Source organism: Anaerofustis stercorihominis DSM 17244 (assembly GCF_000154825.1).
In the GTDB taxonomy this organism is placed as follows: Bacteria; Bacillota; Clostridia; order Eubacteriales; family Anaerofustaceae; genus Anaerofustis; species Anaerofustis stercorihominis.
The window spans coordinates 732,474-750,477 of sequence record NZ_DS560019.1 but is presented as its reverse complement, the minus strand read 5'-3'; the positions used below and the strand labels follow the sequence as shown (position 1 = coordinate 750,477).

Annotated in this window: 20 protein-coding genes; 13 read left to right on the top strand and 7 right to left on the bottom strand. The window is 30.4% G+C overall.

Features of this window, described 5'->3' with window-relative positions; genetic code table 11:
* Positions 1-25: 25 nt before the first annotated feature.
* Entirely contained in the window at positions 26-892 is an 867-nt protein-coding gene (locus ANASTE_RS08325) for a DUF362 domain-containing protein (RefSeq protein ID WP_007050562.1), read from the top strand.
* Positions 893-924: 32 nt separating this feature from the next.
* Here the strand turns inward: ANASTE_RS08325 and ANASTE_RS08320 are convergent, their stop codons facing one another.
* Both ANASTE_RS08320 and ANASTE_RS08315 read right to left on the bottom strand, forming a co-directional pair.
* Positions 925-1,656, bottom strand: a complete 732-nt coding sequence (locus tag ANASTE_RS08320; RefSeq protein WP_148344974.1) for a hypothetical protein — start codon at positions 1,654-1,656, stop codon at positions 925-927.
* A 313-nt stretch (positions 1,657-1,969) separates the two neighbouring features.
* Positions 1,970-2,161, bottom strand: coding sequence for a hypothetical protein (locus ANASTE_RS08315; protein WP_007050560.1), 192 nt, complete (start codon positions 2,159-2,161; stop codon positions 1,970-1,972).
* Between the two features lie 308 nt (positions 2,162-2,469).
* On the opposite strand from ANASTE_RS08315, the gene ANASTE_RS08310 reads away from it, so the two are divergent.
* Both ANASTE_RS08310 and ANASTE_RS08305 read left to right on the top strand, forming a co-directional pair.
* Entirely contained in the window at positions 2,470-3,114 is a 645-nt protein-coding gene (locus ANASTE_RS08310; protein WP_039945423.1) for a GNAT family N-acetyltransferase, read from the top strand.
* Between the two features lie 24 nt (positions 3,115-3,138).
* Positions 3,139-4,059, top strand: a complete 921-nt coding sequence (locus ANASTE_RS08305) for an AEC family transporter (RefSeq protein WP_039945420.1) — start codon at positions 3,139-3,141, stop codon at positions 4,057-4,059.
* Positions 4,060-4,070: 11 nt separating this feature from the next.
* On the opposite strand, the gene ANASTE_RS08300 is transcribed toward ANASTE_RS08305, so the two are convergent.
* A complete protein-coding gene (locus ANASTE_RS08300; protein ID WP_039945417.1) occupies positions 4,071-4,997 on the bottom strand; it encodes a hypothetical protein in 927 nt (308 codons plus the stop codon).
* Positions 4,998-5,163: 166 nt separating this feature from the next.
* Here ANASTE_RS08300 and ANASTE_RS08295 point away from each other — a divergent pair, with 166 nt between their 5' ends.
* The 3 genes from ANASTE_RS08295 to ANASTE_RS08285 are packed head-to-tail and all read left to right on the top strand — an operon-like array spanning position 5,164 to position 7,211.
* Positions 5,164-5,703 (top strand): LOG family protein, encoded by a 540-nt coding sequence (locus ANASTE_RS08295; protein WP_007050556.1) that lies wholly within the window; start codon positions 5,164-5,166, stop codon positions 5,701-5,703.
* A gap of 13 nt (positions 5,704-5,716) precedes the next feature.
* Positions 5,717-6,490, top strand: coding sequence for a uridine phosphorylase (gene udp, locus ANASTE_RS08290; protein WP_341271239.1), 774 nt, complete (start codon positions 5,717-5,719; stop codon positions 6,488-6,490).
* On the top strand, positions 6,477-7,211 hold the full coding sequence (locus ANASTE_RS08285; protein WP_007050554.1) for an AAA family ATPase: 735 nt from the start codon (positions 6,477-6,479) through the stop codon (positions 7,209-7,211). The genes udp and ANASTE_RS08285 overlap by 14 nt, the downstream gene beginning before the upstream one ends.
* A gap of 7 nt (positions 7,212-7,218) precedes the next feature.
* Here the strand turns inward: ANASTE_RS08285 and ANASTE_RS08280 are convergent, their stop codons facing one another.
* The 4 genes from ANASTE_RS08280 to ANASTE_RS08265 form a co-directional block, all read right to left on the bottom strand.
* Entirely contained in the window at positions 7,219-7,830 is a 612-nt protein-coding gene (locus ANASTE_RS08280; protein WP_039945414.1) for a class I SAM-dependent methyltransferase, read from the bottom strand.
* 64 nt (positions 7,831-7,894) lie between these two features.
* A complete protein-coding gene (locus ANASTE_RS08275; RefSeq protein WP_007050552.1) occupies positions 7,895-8,461 on the bottom strand; it encodes a TetR/AcrR family transcriptional regulator in 567 nt (188 codons plus the stop codon).
* Between the two features lie 68 nt (positions 8,462-8,529).
* Entirely contained in the window at positions 8,530-9,741 is a 1,212-nt protein-coding gene (locus ANASTE_RS08270; protein WP_007050551.1) for a deoxyguanosinetriphosphate triphosphohydrolase family protein, read from the bottom strand.
* A gap of 84 nt (positions 9,742-9,825) precedes the next feature.
* A complete protein-coding gene (locus tag ANASTE_RS08265; protein WP_007050550.1) occupies positions 9,826-10,995 on the bottom strand; it encodes a cation diffusion facilitator family transporter in 1,170 nt (389 codons plus the stop codon).
* A 177-nt stretch (positions 10,996-11,172) separates the two neighbouring features.
* Between ANASTE_RS08265 and ANASTE_RS08260 the strand changes: the two genes are divergently transcribed.
* The 7 genes from ANASTE_RS08260 (at position 11,173) to phnX (ending at position 17,980) form a co-directional block, all read left to right on the top strand.
* On the top strand, positions 11,173-11,577 hold the full coding sequence (locus tag ANASTE_RS08260) for a hypothetical protein (protein ID WP_007050549.1): 405 nt from the start codon (positions 11,173-11,175) through the stop codon (positions 11,575-11,577).
* A gap of 140 nt (positions 11,578-11,717) precedes the next feature.
* Positions 11,718-12,395, top strand: coding sequence for a helix-turn-helix domain-containing protein (locus tag ANASTE_RS08255; protein ID WP_007050548.1), 678 nt, complete (start codon positions 11,718-11,720; stop codon positions 12,393-12,395).
* Positions 12,396-12,703: 308 nt separating this feature from the next.
* The gene (locus tag ANASTE_RS08250) at positions 12,704-13,474 is read left to right on the top strand and encodes an ABC transporter ATP-binding protein (protein WP_007050546.1); all 771 of its coding nucleotides are present in this window, start codon (positions 12,704-12,706) and stop codon (positions 13,472-13,474) included.
* The gene (locus ANASTE_RS08245) at positions 13,471-15,117 is read left to right on the top strand and encodes an ABC transporter permease subunit (RefSeq protein WP_007050545.1); all 1,647 of its coding nucleotides are present in this window, start codon (positions 13,471-13,473) and stop codon (positions 15,115-15,117) included. Before ANASTE_RS08250 ends, ANASTE_RS08245 begins: the two co-directional genes overlap by 4 nt.
* Positions 15,101-16,093, top strand: coding sequence for an extracellular solute-binding protein (locus tag ANASTE_RS08240; RefSeq protein WP_007050544.1), 993 nt, complete (start codon positions 15,101-15,103; stop codon positions 16,091-16,093). Before ANASTE_RS08245 ends, ANASTE_RS08240 begins: the two co-directional genes overlap by 17 nt.
* A 19-nt stretch (positions 16,094-16,112) precedes the next feature.
* Entirely contained in the window at positions 16,113-17,204 is a 1,092-nt protein-coding gene (gene phnW / locus ANASTE_RS08235) for a 2-aminoethylphosphonate--pyruvate transaminase (RefSeq protein WP_007050543.1), read from the top strand.
* Entirely contained in the window at positions 17,204-17,980 is a 777-nt protein-coding gene (gene phnX / locus ANASTE_RS08230; protein WP_007050542.1) for a phosphonoacetaldehyde hydrolase, read from the top strand. Before phnW ends, phnX begins: the two co-directional genes overlap by 1 nt.
* Positions 17,981-18,004 lie beyond the last annotated feature (24 nt).

Below are 18,004 nucleotides of genomic sequence, written 5' to 3'. Positions count from 1 at the left end.
TAACAGACAAAAAGAGGTAAATAAAATGAAAAGCAAAGTCTATTTCACAAAAAAAATCACACCTGAAAAAATGGTGGAAATGTACAAAGTTATGGGCAGAGAATTAAAAGGAAATATTGCGGTAAAAGTCCATAGCGGCGAAGTCGGAAATCAAAACTTCTTAAGACCGCAATTTATGAAGGACATAATCGATTATGTAGACGGTACGGTCGTTGAATGCAATACTGCATATGAAGGGAAAAGAAATACTACAAAAGCACACTGGGAAACCATGAAAGAACATGGATGGAGTGAAATGTTTAAAGTAGACATAATGGACGAAAATGAAGATATTAAAATCCCTGTCAGAGGCGGAAAGATCCTTGATAAGAATTATGTGGGCAAAAACTTAGAAAATTACGACTCATTACTTGTCCTTTCTCATTTTAAAGGTCATCCTATGGGTGGATACGGCGGAGCACTGAAAAATATTTCCATAGGTATAGCTTCAAGCAAAGGAAAAGCATATATTCACGGAGGCGGTACTTTTGAAGATATGTTTAAAGCCGATCATGACTCTTTCTTGATTTCAATGGCAGATTCGGCAAAATCCATAATGGATTATGAAAAAGATAATATTGCATTTATAAATGTAATGTGCAATATGTCTGTAGACTGCGACTGCTGTGCAGTAGCGGAAGATCCTAAAATCAAAGATATTGGTATATTATCATCTCTCGATCCCGTTGCGCTCGATCAGGCATGTGTAGATTTGGTATATAACAGTGAAGATGAAGGGAAAAAAGATTTAATAGAAAGAATAGAATCAAGGAACGGACTTTTAACTATTAAAGCAGCAAGTGAAATTGGCATAGGTTCAAGAGAATATGAAATAATAGATATAGATAAATAACAAATAAAAGCAGGTAAACTATACCTGCTTTTCTATTTTATAAATTTAAATATTACACCAAGAACTACCCCTATTATAATTCCTATAGAAAAATATGATTTTAATCCTTCATTTGTAGTAACTATATCCGGATGATATTTTTTTAAATAAATAAGAAATAAATACGAGCCTTTTTTTATTTCTATAGTTTCACCTTTGTAAGTATAAATATATATTTTATTCGGTGAATAACTGATTTTACTATATGACGCCGCGACATAATGAACGGAGCTTATATCCTGCCATTTTGTATATTCTCTCAGTGTGCTTATTCCCTCTTCATCAGCTACTATATTTATTTTTCCCAAATATAAATAATTTAATATTACCAAAGGTATAACAAAAACAAATGCTAGTATAAACATAAGCAGTATACCTATATATTTAATATCAAAAAGCCAAATCATACACATTATAGAAATCGATAGAGCAAGGGGTGTCATAACTACATAAAAACCAAGGCTCCACATATGTCTGAACTTTTTACCTTTGATATCAGATAAATCTTTAATACTCTCTACTCTATCGTTATTTATATAAGACTTATAAATATTGGCAAATTCTTCGTAATACCTATAATTACATATACTGATAGGTACACTGACAAATAAACAAAAATATGAAAATATCAATGCGATAATGCAAAACCAATTAGGGATTAAAAAATACAATGGTAAAAATAGTATAAGAGCTAAAGCTACGAATATATAGAATTTTATATTCATTTTTCCATCTGTAAAAAACTGATAATAAAACTTCGATGATATTCTATAAAATATTAAAACAAATAATAAAGAAATGGTTAATATTATAGGTAATGTCATTAAATAAAAATGATTTTTAATAAATAACATACATAAGATATTGCTTATCCCTAAAAATATACTCGATACAAGCATACTTGCCATGATCTTAGATCTAAATCCAAATAAACTATTTGTCATATCTTTTTTATATTTATAAAAAGTAACAGCATACACGATATATAAAAGTAAGGATATAAAAAACAGTATCCAAGGGAAAACACCAAAATATAATTTACATATAAAAGTTAATATTATCTGCATTAAAAAAAATAATAAAAAAAGCAATCATATTACCGATAAAAGAAATCTCTTCCAATGATTTGAAGTTTTTTCCGTCACAGTCATTTATAAAATCTTTTATATTTGACGAATTGTATCTGCATAACTCGTCTATATTAAAAACAGGAAACAAAAACTCTTTCAATTAATTCTCCTTATACTTATTTAATTTATTATATAATCTTTATAAGTTTTTATCAAATAAATAAGATTGCCATAAATTAAAAATCTATGATATAATTCATTTATATAAAACAGAAAAGGTGGTGTCTGTTTGTTACCGATACTGTAAGGTTTTAATAGCTTATTAAGATAACCGTAGTTATTTTTGTTTTAATATCTTGCAAAAGTATCAAACGAATACCGAAATATTATTGATATGGACATGGTATTATCATGTCTTTTTTTGTAAGGTAATATGATTTAAGGTTAAATAAAGAAATGAAGAATAACATGAAAAAGAATTATATTATTAGAAAAGAAACCAAAGAAGATTATAAGGAAACAGAGTATATAACAAGAGAAGCATTTTTTAATGTATATCAGGAAGGGTGTTTTGAACATTATATATTAAACAAACTTCATTCAAGCAAGGATTATATAAAAGAACTTGCATTCGTAGTAGAAAAAAATAATAAACTCATAGGTCACATAGGATATACTCATTCCAAACTTATTTCATCAAATAATGATGAAAAAAACATAATAAGCTTTGGTCCGGTAAGTATAATCCCTGAATATAAAATGCAGGGTATCGGAAGCAAGCTAATAATTCACTCAATAGCTGAAGCTAAAAAACTTGCTCATAAAGCAATCGTAATATATGGAAATCCTAAACTGTACCAGCACTTTGGTTTTACTTTAGGTATAAAATATGGCATAAAAACCGCAGAAGGCAAAAATGCGGTTCCCCTTCTCGCTATGGAATTAGAAAAGGGGTATCTAAATGATGCGGATGGATATAGATTTATGGAAAGTCAAGATTTTGAAATAAATGAACAAGAATTCAATGAATACGATAAAAGCTTTCCATATAAGGAGAAAAAGAAAACCGAGTCCCAAACTGAATTTGAAATAATATCAAACCTAATGTGGTAGTAAAAATAAATAAGGGAGTAGATTATGAACATAAGCAATATAATTATGCAGATGATAGAATTGTTTTTAATAATGGGAGCAGGATATATATGTTATAAAGTAAAATATATAGATATAAGATCTGCAAAGAGAATGAATATATTGCTTTTAAACGTAACTACTCCTTGTCTTATTTTAGGCTCGGTATCATCCGGCGAAGTTCCATACAAAAACAGTACGATATTTACGATTTTATTGATAGCATTCCTTATGTATTTAATACTTCCCTTTATTGCTTTCATCCTCAATAAGGTACTAAAGGTAGAAAAAGAAAATTTTGGACTGTATTTATTTATGACAGTGTTTTCAAACATAGGATTTATGGGATATCCCGTTGTAAAAACCATATTCGGTGATAATGCAGTATTCTTATGCAGTCTGTTTAATATGGTATTCGGGTTATTTGCATATAGTCTCGGTATCTATTTATTCAATATGGATAAAGGAAAAAATCTGAAATTTGATATCAAAGAAATAATAAATCCTGCTATGATTGCAAGTATATTGGCTCTTTTAATATTTTTACTTAATGTTAAACTTCCGACGATCATAAGCAATACTTTTATATCTATAGGCAGTATCACTTCACCGCTGGCAATGATGTTAATAGGTTCGTCTCTTGCTACCATGCCTATAAAAGAAATATTTAAAGAATATAAATTATATCCGTATACACTTATAAAACAAATAATAATTCCTTTATTAGCACTTATCATATTAAAACCTATTTTGACAGATCCACTGATTTTGGGAATAACGATCGTAGTCCTTGCCATGCCTATAGGAAACATATCAAATATATTTGCCAATAGATTTGACGGGAATTATAAACTTGCTTCAAAGGGGATATTTATAACAACTATATGCTCATTCATTACCATACCTATATTATGTTATATATTATAAAAGACAGATAATCATCTGTCTTTTTTTAAATACCACTTTTTAAAATCATTTACCAGAGGCTCTTCCAAATAATTAAACTTTAGCTTAAATACTTTATCTTTATTATCTGTGACTTTAACTGTAAAAGTCTTATGATTTCCCAGCGTACCTTCTTTTTTTATTGCCGATATTTTACTTATATAATTCCTGTTAAAAGCTATAAACCCTGTACTACCTATACCTATAAACCAGTCGTCGGTTTTATAAATCAAATCTTTACCTAAATATTTATCCTTAAAATAATCATTGAAATTTATATTAAATTCTTTCTCCTGATTAATAATGTATATGATAGATTTAATTGAACGCAGAGAACAAAATAACATCAGACATAAAAACATAATAATTAAAATCAACCACATATATATAAAATCCATTAAGCCAAGTCCGGTTTTATTTAAGTTTATTACTCCAACGATAGTCATAAATATTAATATTGTTATAATAATAACTAAAAGAGCTAAAAATAAATCTTTAACAGAGTTTATAAAAAGCGAAGCTTTAGAAATAAATATAGGTTTACGATTATCATATTTTTTCTTATATTTTTTGTTTTTATCCTTTAATTTATCATTCCCGACAATAAATTCAGTATATGGGATATAACCTACAGCAGGTTCATCATCTATTGAAACAACTTCGATTTTTTCTTTAATATCAAGTAAATACTCCCCGTCGATAATACCATACTTTTTCAACTCTTCAAGTGAATTAAATTTTTTATCATCCAAATAAAAATCACATATTTCCCTTGTACTCCCGTTATCATCTCCGACCAAGGATAAAGTATGTTTATTATTATTATAAATAAATACTACCTCACATCCTATGAGTAACTTTAAACTTTCATATATAGGAATAAATAAATCCTCTATATTACATATAACTTTTCCCTTCATATTTTCTCTCCGTTTCTCAATATCACATTTTATATATAATAACATAACTTATAAGTATTATTTTTTAATAACTAAAAATATAACAATAAAATATTTAAGTAATATGACTTTCAACATAAAAATAAATATATGTTATAATATAATAAAAAACAGCAGGTGATATAAAATGAATATATGTATTTACGGTTCATACAGCAAAAATCAAGATGAGAAGTTATTAAACTTATCAACAAATATAGCAAAAGAACTTTGCATAAGAAATCATACGCTGGTTTACGGCGGAGGGAAAAACGGACTTCTAGGTCAATTAGCAAAAGAAGTTCATAACAATAATAAAAAAATCATTGGCGTTATTTTAGATGACTCCGATATGGAAAGTTATGTTTATAAAGAATGTACGGACTTGATTTCAAAGAAGAATATGAGTGAGAGAAAACACTATATGGAAGAAATATCCGATGGATTTATAATCCTTCCGGGAGGAATAGGTACATTGGATGAATTCTTTGAAATACTTGTTTTAGCAAGTAAAAATGTGTTAAATAAACCTATAGTACTTTTTAATACAGACGGATTTTTTAACGAAATTATATCATTCATGAAAATGCTTTTAAATAAGGGAATGATGGGAGAAAAAATATTTGATTTATTTTGTATAACGGATAATATCAAAGAAACATTCGATTACATAGAAAATAATAAATAGGAGAATTATAATGATAGATTATGCTGAAGGAAGCGGAAAACAATATCATATAGGAGTGGGAAAAGGAGAAGTCGGTAAGTATGTCCTTCTTCCCGGAGATCCAAAGAGATGTAAAGAAATAGCAAAATATTTTGACGATCCTAAGCTGATAGCCGATTCGAGAGAATTCGTCACTTACACAGGTTTTATTAACGGAGAAAAGGTATCCGTCACTTCTACGGGAATCGGCGGACCGTCTGCGGCAATAGCAATGGAAGAATTAGTTGCATGCGGAGCCGATACGTTCATAAGAGTAGGTACGTGCGGAGGTATGGATTTAAATGTAATAGGGGGAGATATGGTCATTGCAAGTTCTGCAATTAGATTTGAAGGAACGAGCAAAGAATATGCACCTATAGAATATCCTGCGGTTGCCGATTTTGAAATAATGACTGCCTTAAAGAATGCAGCAGATAAACTGGGTATGAGAAACCATATAGGTGTGGTTCAAAGTAAGGACGCATTTTACGGACAGCACAGACCGGAGACTCTCCCAAATAAAGATGAATTATTATCCAAATGGGAAGCTTGGTGCAAACTGGGATGTAAAGCAAGTGAAATGGAAGGAGCTGCATTATTTATAGTAGCAAGCTATCTTAAAGTAAGATGCGGCGCATGCTTTCTTGCAATAGCAAATCAGGAAAGAGAAAAAGCAGGACTGGAAAATATCCAAGTTCACGATACCGACGAAGTAATCAAAGTTGCTATAGAAGCGATAAAAGAACTCATTAAAAATGATAAGAAATAAAATGATGAATGATTTGTTTATAAGAGGAGTAAAAATAAAGTTTGATGACATAAAAGAAAGCTCATATGTAAAAGAAATACAATCTATAAAAAATACCAAAGAACTTACATTTAATAAAAATGTTACTTTTTTCTCGGGAGAAAACGGAAGCGGGAAATCAACTTTACTTGAAGCAATTGCAATCAATTACGGATTTAATCCTGAGGGAGGAAGCAAAAACTTTGCGTTTTCCATCAAAGAAACACACTCAGATTTAAATGAAAATATAACTCTTATAAAAGGTACACGACCGTCCAAAGACGGTTTTTTCCTAAGAGCGGAAAGTTTTTATAATGTAGCCAGTAAACTTGATGAATATGGAGCGATAAATAGCTACGGAGGAACTTCTCTTCATCAAAAGTCACACGGGGAAAGTTTTTTATCTTTGGTTGAGTATAGATTTTGGGGAAAAGGACTATATATACTAGATGAACCCGAAGCCGCATTATCCGTTGAAAGACAATTTACACTTTTGATTCACATCAACAGACTGGCAAAAGAAGGAGCTCAGTTTATAATCGGAACTCAATCCCCTATTTTGCTTGCTCTTCCAAGTTCAGAAATACTGTCTTTTGATAATGATGATATCAGCAAAATAACTTACGAAGAAACAAGCAGCTATCAGCTTATGAAGACATTCATAGAAAATAAAGATTATATGCTTAAGCTATTATTGGAATGATAATAGCTTATTTTTTTGCTTTTATTACACAGCTTGTATGATTTACTTTCTTATAATCTATATCTTTAAATCCAACTTCATTAAGCATTTTTATAAACTCTTTTTTTGAGTATATTTTTACATCTCCGTCTCTGCCGAACTTCATAAATACATTCATTATTTCCCTGGAAATAATCGGTTGATAACATTCTCCTATAAGCAAATATCCGCTGTCTTTTAACACCCTATGCATTTCACCGAGAACTTTTAAAGGGTTTGGGTAATGATGAAAGGAGTCATTACATAATATTAAATCAAATTTATTATTCTCATAAGGCAAATTTTCACTGTCCGATACGATAAGATCGACTTCATTACCGAGCTTATTTCCAGCTGCTTTTATCATATTCTCCGATAAATCTAAACCATAATATTCGGCTTTGTCATTTTTATTCTTTATAATATTTATAATTTCCCCTGTACCGCAGCCAACATCTAACATAGAATTAAAACTTATATTCTCAACTTCTTTTATGATATCTTTATATAATTTCTTTGCGTGATTACAGCAATTGGTATCATCATATCTTTCTGCATAATCATTAAACGCGTGTCTTGACTTTTCTTTGTAGATATTCATTATAAACCTCCATTGACTTTTGTTCATTCATATTTTAAAATGTAACCCCGATATATATCGGGGGTTAAGCTTTCAGTAAAATATCTATATAATTACGTATTTCTTTTACAACTTCTTCTATATTGTCATCTGTTTTGGAAAGAAGCCCCACCTGACCATACATGATAAAATCGACCAATATTTTAGGATTATTTACATTCAATTCTCCCAGCTCACATAATCTGTTTATTTCTTCTTCAAAATAAGGAGAAAGATATCGACACATCTTTATGGTAAGTCTTTCATGGAATTCTTCATTTCCTTTTTTATGAAAAAAGCTTTTATATTCAGAATTTTCTTCGGTTTCGATCATTAATGAACCAAGCAAATCCAGCCTTTTGTTTAAAGGTTTTGAGCGGTCTTTTATCAGGTTTATAAAAACTTCACTGCACTGTTTGACATACTCGTCCATAGCAGATTCAAATAATTTTTGTTTTGAATCAAAATATCTGTAACAAAGACCTTTTACCACATTCATTTCCTTTGCTATATCAGCCATGGTCGTTTCATTATATCCTTTTGTGGAAAACAATCTCATAGCAGTATCCAATATTTCCTGCTTTCTTTCTTCCGGTGCTTTAGAAATACGCATTTTTACTTCCTTTCAGCCTTATAATATCACATGAATGAACTTTAGTCAATGAACTATATTCACTTGATTTATTTATGCTCAAAATATCCTTTATACTGAACTTTATATTTACTGTTCGGGAAAAGATATTCATGCAAATCTATAAAATAATCATCCGTCATACTGGCTATATAATCGACAACTATATCATTGGGTTTCGTTTCTTCATATTTAAAATCTTTTGCGGTATAAAAATTATTGCTGTTTACATAATTGATATGATGTCTGTAGATGATTGAAGAAGAATCTTTTTTTTCTAAATCATAAAGTAGTTTTTCATATATCTCTTTCATCATAGGTTCGATTTTTTCGCTGTAGTCCGACCTTACTTTATCCGTACCATATATGATTTCATTATTTTCTACTTTACCCAGTTTCAAAGCATTATAAGCAACTTCATCCATTTGAAGATACTCTTTTCCATAGCTATGTTCCATTATGCTTACGCTTAAATTATTTATGATTTCAGCGTTGCTGCTGCCTATACCCTCATCACTGAAAACTTCAGTTCCTTTTAACATTTTTATTCTTTCGGCATCCTGCCTGTCTTTACCAAGATAAGCTATTATATCACTTACTCTGACTACACAGCCTTCCAAAGTTGAAGGAACCAAATGACCTATATTCGTTTTATCGATATAACATGCTTCGGCTTTTTTATCAAAATCATCAAAGTTATCGAGGGACATAGGTCTATATTCTTTCTGCTCAAGTTCCCCGTTATGACAAAGTATACCATCCAAAACCTGAAGGCTCATATTTCTCTTAATTATTTTATCAAGTACTCTTACGCTGTGAACATTATGATTAAAATACCTTCCTGTATGTTCAAAATATAACTTACTTAAGAAATCCTCTCCCGCATGCCCGAAAGGAGTATGACCGAGGTCATGTCCGAGAGCAATGGCTTCAATCAAATCTAAATTTAAATTTAAAACTCTTCCAATATTCCTTGCAATTCTCGATACGAGCTGAATATGAAGACCTCTTCGTGATATATCGTCATTTTTATACAGTGAAAACACCTGCGTCTTATCAAAATATCTGTTGTAGTAAGGAATATGTAAGATCTTTTCTACATCTCTTACAAAGGCAGGTCTCCACAAATTTGCCTTATCATGTTCCATGTCTCTTCTTATTATATTTTCATCTCTAAACGCATATGGATTTTCTTTATGTTTTTTTCTGTCTTCCAATATACGTTGTTGTAAATCTTTAGAAAGTGAATTATATTTAGGCATATTATTATCTCCTTTTTTTCATTGTAACACATTAATATTCTTTATTAATAAAAAAACTTTACCCATTTTGAGCAAAGTTTTATTTTATATATATGTACTTTCCACTTTGACTACCGCAAAGTGGTTTTTAAAATTTCTGCTGACCAGTTCTTTTATTTTATCCTCAACTTCTTTCTCACTCATTTTATATTTAGGCGGTATCACCGCATCGAAAATCACATTCGTATGGCTTGGTCCTTTTACCATTCTAAAATCATGAATCGAGATTATTTCATCTAATTCTTCTTTTATTTTTTTACTTACCAAATCTTTCATTCTCATAGTCTCTTCATCATCTGTATCTATCGGATCCAAATGTATAACAGCTTCACAGTGAAGTTTTTTGCTAAGTTCCATTTCCGCTCTGTCTATAGCATCATGAAGAACAAATATATCCCCGCTTCCCGGGACTTCCGCATGAAGAGAAATCATCAGTCTTCCCGGACCGTAATCATGAACTACTAAATCATGAATACCTACTATTTCATCATAATTCATTACAATCTGTTCAATGTTTTGAACGAGAGAATTATCGGGAAGCTGCCCCAAAAGCGGGCTTAAAGTTTCTTTTGCCGCATCATAACCTGCATAAAGAATGAAACAAGCAACAAGAACCCCGCTGTATCCGTCAATATTAAGTCCGGTAAGTTTAAGTATAAGCATAGAAATAAGTACAACGGTCGTAGCTATACAGTCGCTCTTACTATCAGTAGCAGTCGCCTTCATCGCAGATGAATTTATCTTTTTACCTATATTTGAGTTATATAAAGACATATATAATTTAACAAGGATTGATATAATTAAGATAACAATGGAAATCAAACTAGTATCGATTGCTTCAGGGTTGAAAATCTTGATTACAGACGATTTAAACAATTCCACACCCATTAATATAATAAGAACGGATACGATAAATCCCGCAATATACTCTATCCTGCCGTGTCCGAAAGGATGTTCATTATCCGGTTCCATTCCCGCAAACTTAAAACCGATCAACGTAATAAGAGATGAGCCTGCATCGGATAAATTATTAAAAGCATCTGCCATAATAGCAATTGAACCGCTTAATATCCCCGCAAAATATTTTATACCAAATAAAAACACATTAAATAAAATGCCTAATAAACTGCAAAGTATACCATATGCACTCCTGACATTTTCATTATCAACTTCATTATAATTTTTTATAAACTTTTTAGCCAATAAATTAACCATATAAATACCTACCTTTTACTTACAATATAATACAATAATTAACATAATTTTACAAAGTTTTTTTATTTTTTATACTTATCAAATCATAATATGTTTATTATTTCCAAATAAAAATATATACATTCAAATAATATTATGCTATAATTTGAGTAAATATACAAATTAAAGGAGAAATATATGAATAAAAAATCAAAAGGATATAACTATTTGACAATCTCGGCAATAATTGATGTAATTTTAGCACTAGCCAGCTTGATACTTGTAGTAATATTACAAAAAGAATCATCATCTGAATTATATCAATCCATAGGAATAAGTGCAAAAGAAGGATTGCTTGGATTAGTTGGTTTCTATATCCTATTAATACTTCATGCAATAAATGCGGCTGTAGCTTTTATGACAAGAAATAAACCGGAAGCATGGAAGACACCTTATATACTGGGAACAATAATGGTAGTATTGGTATTCTTAACAACAAATTGGTCTGTAATGAATATTATAAATGTCGTAATACCTCTTATACCACCTTGTTTGATGATATCAGGTGCAATTATGAATAAAAAACAAATGCAAGAACAATAATAATTAATAAAAAAAGGACTATATATAGTCCTTTTTTTATTAATGTTAACTTTGGTTGACAAATTTCAAAGTAAGGTTGATAGCTATTTTAATGACTTTAGTGTATATTTATATCAACGATATAAAGTAAGAGGTTAAATATGGATTTAGGAAATAAATTATATACACTAAGAAAGCAAAAAGGTATATCACAGGAAACGGCTGCGAATGAAATCGGTGTTTCCAGACAGACAATATCTAAATGGGAAACAAATTCCAGCTATCCGGAATTTGATAAACTTGTATTAATAAGTAAACTTTATGATATAAGTCTTGATGAGCTTGCAGGAATTACAAACATAAATAATAAAGAGATTAATTATATACCCATTAAAACTCACTACGAATATATAAGTAAAAGAAAAATAGGAAATATACCACTGATACACATAAATATAGGAAGAGGTTTCTACAAAGCCAAAGGAATTATAGCTATTGGAAATATAGCAAAAGGACTGCTATCCATAGGATTATTATCAATAGGTCTGATTTCTCTGGGACCGATAGCAATCGGATTATTATCGGCATTGGGCGGTCTTTGTATAGCAGGAGTGAGTATCGGCGGGTTATCCGTAGGTATAGTGGCAATAGGCGGATTTGCACTTGGGATATTCGCTATAGGAGGTTTTGCTATGGGCATATATTCTATTGGAGGAGCGGCTTTGGCAAGTAAGATAGCCGCAGGAGGATATGCAAATGCTCCGGTAGCAATAATGCAGGACACAGAAAATATTAAAACTTTAATACTAAATAAATTACCTAACACACCGAATTTTTAATAAATTTATTCAGCAGTATAAACATAAAATAATTTAATAATTTAAATGATAAAAAAGAAAGAGCATAGTACTCTTCTTTTTTATTTAATCCATATATATTCAAATTTTACGTTAATATATATTTTAGTATTTTAACCTAATTTAATAAGCCAGCTTGTTTATTTTTAAAATTATTATTAATAAAAATACCATTAAGATATAAAACTGCTTTACAAAATATTTACAAAAACTTAAGAGTAATTTGATAGAGAAAACTTTCCTTTTTATGTAAACTTTGATTTACCAAGAAAATAAAAAGGAGAATAACAATGCTTAAATTGCAAAATATAAAAAAATCATACGATGATAATGTAATTTTAGATAACATTAATCTCGAAATAAACGATGGAGAAATCGTATCAATTTTAGGACCTTCCGGCAGCGGAAAAACTACACTGTTAAATCTGATATTGGGTCTTACCGATGCAGACAGCGGCAAAATAGAATTTAACAATAAAGATTTAACAAATGTTCCAATGGAAAAAAGAGGATTTAATATAGTTTTTCAAGACTATGCCTTATTCCCGAATTTAAATGCATACGATAATATTACTTACGGACTAAAAAATAACCCGGACATATCCACAAAAGAAGAAGTAGATGAATTGATACATCTTTTAGGTTTGGAGCCTCATTTGGATAAAAAAATAGAAATGCTTTCCGGAGGACAAAAACAAAGAGTTGCATTAGCCAGAACTTTGGTTATGAAGCCTGATATTTTATTATTGGATGAACCTCTAAGTGCCTTGGACGGAGTTATAAAAGAATCCATTAAGGAAAAAATCAAAACCATAGCAAAAGAACTTCATCTTACGACAATAATCGTAACACATGACCCGGAAGAAGCTCTGACATTATCGGACAGGGTTCTGATTATAAACGAAGGAGAAATCTCTCAGTATGGTAAACCAGAAGAAATCATTCATAGACCAAATAATAATTTTGTAAAAGATTTTATATTAAACCAACTTGAAATAAAAAGAAATAATATTTTCAGTCTGTTTCAAGTCAATAATAATCTAAGCGGTGAACTTGCATGAAACAAAAAAAGGGCTTAGAAATTAAAATAATATATACATGTATTTTAATTATCTTTGCTTTTTTTCTGCTGGTGCCGCTACTGCATATACTTGGTAATGCATTTTTAAATGGCAGCAGTTTTACCACGGATTATATAAAAGAAGTACTCAGTGAGAGAAACTTTTCTACGGTACTTATAAACAGTTTTAAAGTATCTATAGTAAGTGCCGTAATAGCTACATTGATTGCTTTTTTTATGTCTTATACGATCCAATACACAAATGTAAATAAAAAAGTAAAGAAATTAATAAAGCTTAGCTGTACATTACCGATGCTTCTACCTACCATAACATATGGATTTGCGATTATATATTCATTCGGTAAACAGGGTCTACTTACAAAACTCTTCGGTAAGCAGCTTTTTGATATATATGGATTTAACGGAATGGTTCTGGGATTTGTTATATACACCCTCCCTATAGCATTTATGCTCATAAGCAATACAATGCTTTACATAGACAGGAAATTTATGATAGTTTCTAAAATAATGGGGGATAACGGATTTAAAACATTTAAAAACACCCTGTTAAAACCACTCCTCGGAACACTGGCAGCGTCGTTCATACAAGCATTTTTCTTGAGTTTTACGGATTTTGGTATACCTGCTTCAGTAGGGGGACAGTATTCAGTAGTTGCCTCAAGTTTATATAGTGAAATGCTGGGTTCTCTTCCAAACTTTAATACAGGTGCAGTAATAGCTATCATAATGTTAATTCCTTCCATCGTTAGTATCCTGCTGCTTACGTATTTGGAGAAATATAACATCAGATATCAAAAAATTTCTACGGTTGAAATTAAGAAAAGTACATCGAGAGACGTATTCTTCGGTGGTATATCATCTGTATTTTCACTTGGTGTACTGTCTCTATTCTTGGTAATATTTCTTATACCTTTTATCAAAGGCTGGCCTTATGACTTGACTTTTACTTTTGACAATATAAAAAATGCAATAACGGGACAAAATTTAGGTCAGGTATACTTAAATTCTATCTTTGTAGCAATTTTGACCGCAGTAATAGGTATGCTAGTCACTTACGGCGCAGCACTGGTAACAGCAAGAAGTAAACTTAATAAAAAACTTAAAAAAGTAATAGAAAATATATCCATTATTACAAATACAATACCGGGTATGGTATTAGGTATTGCATACTTGCTTATGTTTACGGGAACAAGTCTTCAAAATACTTTTCCATTGATCATTATATGTAATGTCATTCATTACTTTTCGACACCATACCTAATGTTTAAAAATTCTTTGGAAAAAATGAACAGTTCTTGGGAAACCACAGCTATGCTGATGGGAGACAACTGGGTAAAAACCATTATAAGAGTTGTTACTCCAAATGCAAAATCAACGATATTCGAAGTATTATCTTATTACTTCGTAAACGCAATGGTTACGATAAGTGCAATAGTATTCTTGGTCGGAACAAAAACAATGGTAATAACGACTAAAATAAAAGAATTACAGCACTTTGCAAAATTTAACGAAATATTTATATTATCTTTGATGATAATGCTGACAAATGTACTTATAAAAATAATTTTTGAAAAACTAGCAAATAAGAAGGGGAATAAAAAAGAAAATGAAAAAGTTAATTAGTTTATTATTATGTTTAATTTTAGGATTAGGAGTTTTCGCGGGATGCGGAAACAGTGATACGGGAAGCAGCTCAAGCTCGGATAAAGTGATAATATATTCAAATGCTGACGATGAAGCTATTGCAGCTATGTCTACGGCTTTAGATGTAAACGGATATAAAGATAAATATATGTTTCAAACATTCGGAACAAGTGAACTTGGCGGTAAGCTTATTGCAGAAGGTAAAAATATAGAAGCAGACATGGTAACAATGTCTTCATTCTACCTTGACAGTGCACAGGCTAAAAATACCATGTTTAAAGATTTAACATTTGACGCTAAAACAAAAGATGAATTTCCATCAATTTATGCACCTATAACATCTCAGGAAGGTGCGATAATAGTTAACACAGACGTACTTAAAGCAAATAATCTTCCTATGCCGAAATCAATAAAAGATTTAACAAAAGATATATACAAAGACAATATTTCCGTTACGGATATCAAATCATCTTCAACTGCTTGGTTACTTATTCAAGCGATCATCAGCGAATACGGAGAAGATGAAGGAGCAGAAGTACTTAAAAAACTTTATCAAAATGCAGGACCACATATTGAAGAATCAGGTTCGGGCCCTATCAAAAAAGTACGTTCGGGAGAAGTTGCAATAGGTTTTGGACTCAGACAACAAGCTGTTGCAGATAAAAAAGAAGGTCTTCCGATAGATTACGTTGACCCAACCGAAGGTAATTTCTCTTTAACGGAATCAGTTGCGGTAGTTGACAAAGGCGACAAAACCAATGCACTTTGCATGAAAATAGCACAATGTATAATTGAAAAAGGTAGAAGCGAATTAATCAAATATTATCCTAATGCAATATATGAAGGAGAAACCACAAATAAAGAAAATGCTTCAAAATACCCTAAAGTATTTAAAGAAAAATTAACTGCAGACCTACTAAAACAACATCAAGATTTCTCAGAAAACTGCAAATAGGAGGATTTATATAAAAAAAATGAAATATAAATTATTAACTCCCGGACCTCTTACAACCACTGACTCCGTCAAAGAACAAATGTTATTTGATCACTGTACATGGGATGAAGACTATAAAAAGATTACAAGAGATATAACAGACAAATTACTTGATTTAGCACATGTAAACAAAGAAAAATATGTATGCACTTTAATGCAGGGAAGCGGGACTTTCGGAGTTGAATCTGTGTTATCAAGTTCAATAGGCAAAGATGAGAAACTTCTCATCCTTGCAAACGGAGCTTACGGTGAAAGAATGACTGATATAGCTAAGCATAATAAAATAAATTATGTTATGTATACACAAGATTATAATAAAAGACATGATTTAAATAAAATAAAGGATATACTTGAAAATGATAAAGATATCACTCATGTGTCTATTGTGCATAGTGAAACTACTTCAGGCATATTAAATGATATAGAAGAAGTCGGTAAAATAATTAAAAACTATAATAAAATATTTATCGTTGATGCAATGAGCAGTTTCGGTGGTATAGATATCCCGGTAGAAAAATATGATATAGATTTCATCATAAGCAGTGCAAATAAATGTATACAAGGTGTACCGGGATTTTCATTTATTATAGCTAAAAAAGAAGAAATATTAAAATGTAAAAATAAAGCAAGAAGTCTTTCTCTCGATTTATATGCACAGTGGGAAACGATGAATAAAGACGGAAAATGGAGATTTACCTCACCTACTCATACAGTACTGGCATTTAATAAAGCATTGGATGAATTAATTGAAGAAGGCGGGATTGAAAAAAGATATGAAAGATATTTTAACAACAATCGTCTTTTAATAAATAAAATGGAAAAACTGGGATTTAAAACATATGTAGATTTAAAATATCAGTCACCTATTATAACATCTTTTATATATCCTGAAAATGTCGGATATACATTTAAAGAAATGTATAGTTATATAAAACAAAGAGGATATGCTATATATCCCGGTAAAATTGAAAATATTAATTCTTTCAGAATAGGAAACATAGGCGAAATATACGAAGAAGATATTATAAAGTTATGTGATATTATTGATGAATTTTTAAAAGGAGTTAATTAATGAGTAAAATTAAAGCAGTAATTTTTGATTGGGCGGGAACAACCGTTGATTACGGATGTTTCGCTCCGGTTCAAACTTTTATAGAAGTTTTTAACGCATACGGACTGAGTCCTACAATGGAAGAAACAAGAAAGCCAATGGGTATGCTTAAAATAGACCATATAAGAACTATGCTTAATATGGATAGATTAAGTGAAGAATTTATTAAAAAGCATAATAGAAAATTCAATGAAGATGATGTTAAGACAATGCATGACAGATTTTCTGATATGATATTAAAGGTTTTGAATAAACATTCCGATGTAAAACCTTATGTCTTGGAAACAGTGGAAGAACTTAAAAAAATGAATATTAAAATAGGCTCTACCACGGGTTATACAGATAAAATGATGAAAATAGTTACAGATACGGCAAAATCCCAAGGTTACGAACCTGACGCTTGGTTTAGTCCCGATTCTACCAACAAAATGGGAAGACCATATCCTTACATGATATTTAAGAATATGGAAGAATTAAACATAAAGTCTGTTGATGAAGTAATTAAAGTCGGAGATACTGTTTCTGATATTTTGGAAGGAAAAAATGCCGGTGTTATATCCGTAGGAATTATTGAAGGTAGTTCGGAAATGGGACTTACAATGGAAGAATACAATAATTTAAGTAAAGAAAATAAAGAAAAAGAAATTGAAAGAGTTAAGAAAACTTATAAAAATGCAGGAGCAGATTATATAATCAATGATATTAGAGGCATAATAGATATTATAAACGACCTTTAATATAAATAAATTACCCCGTACAAA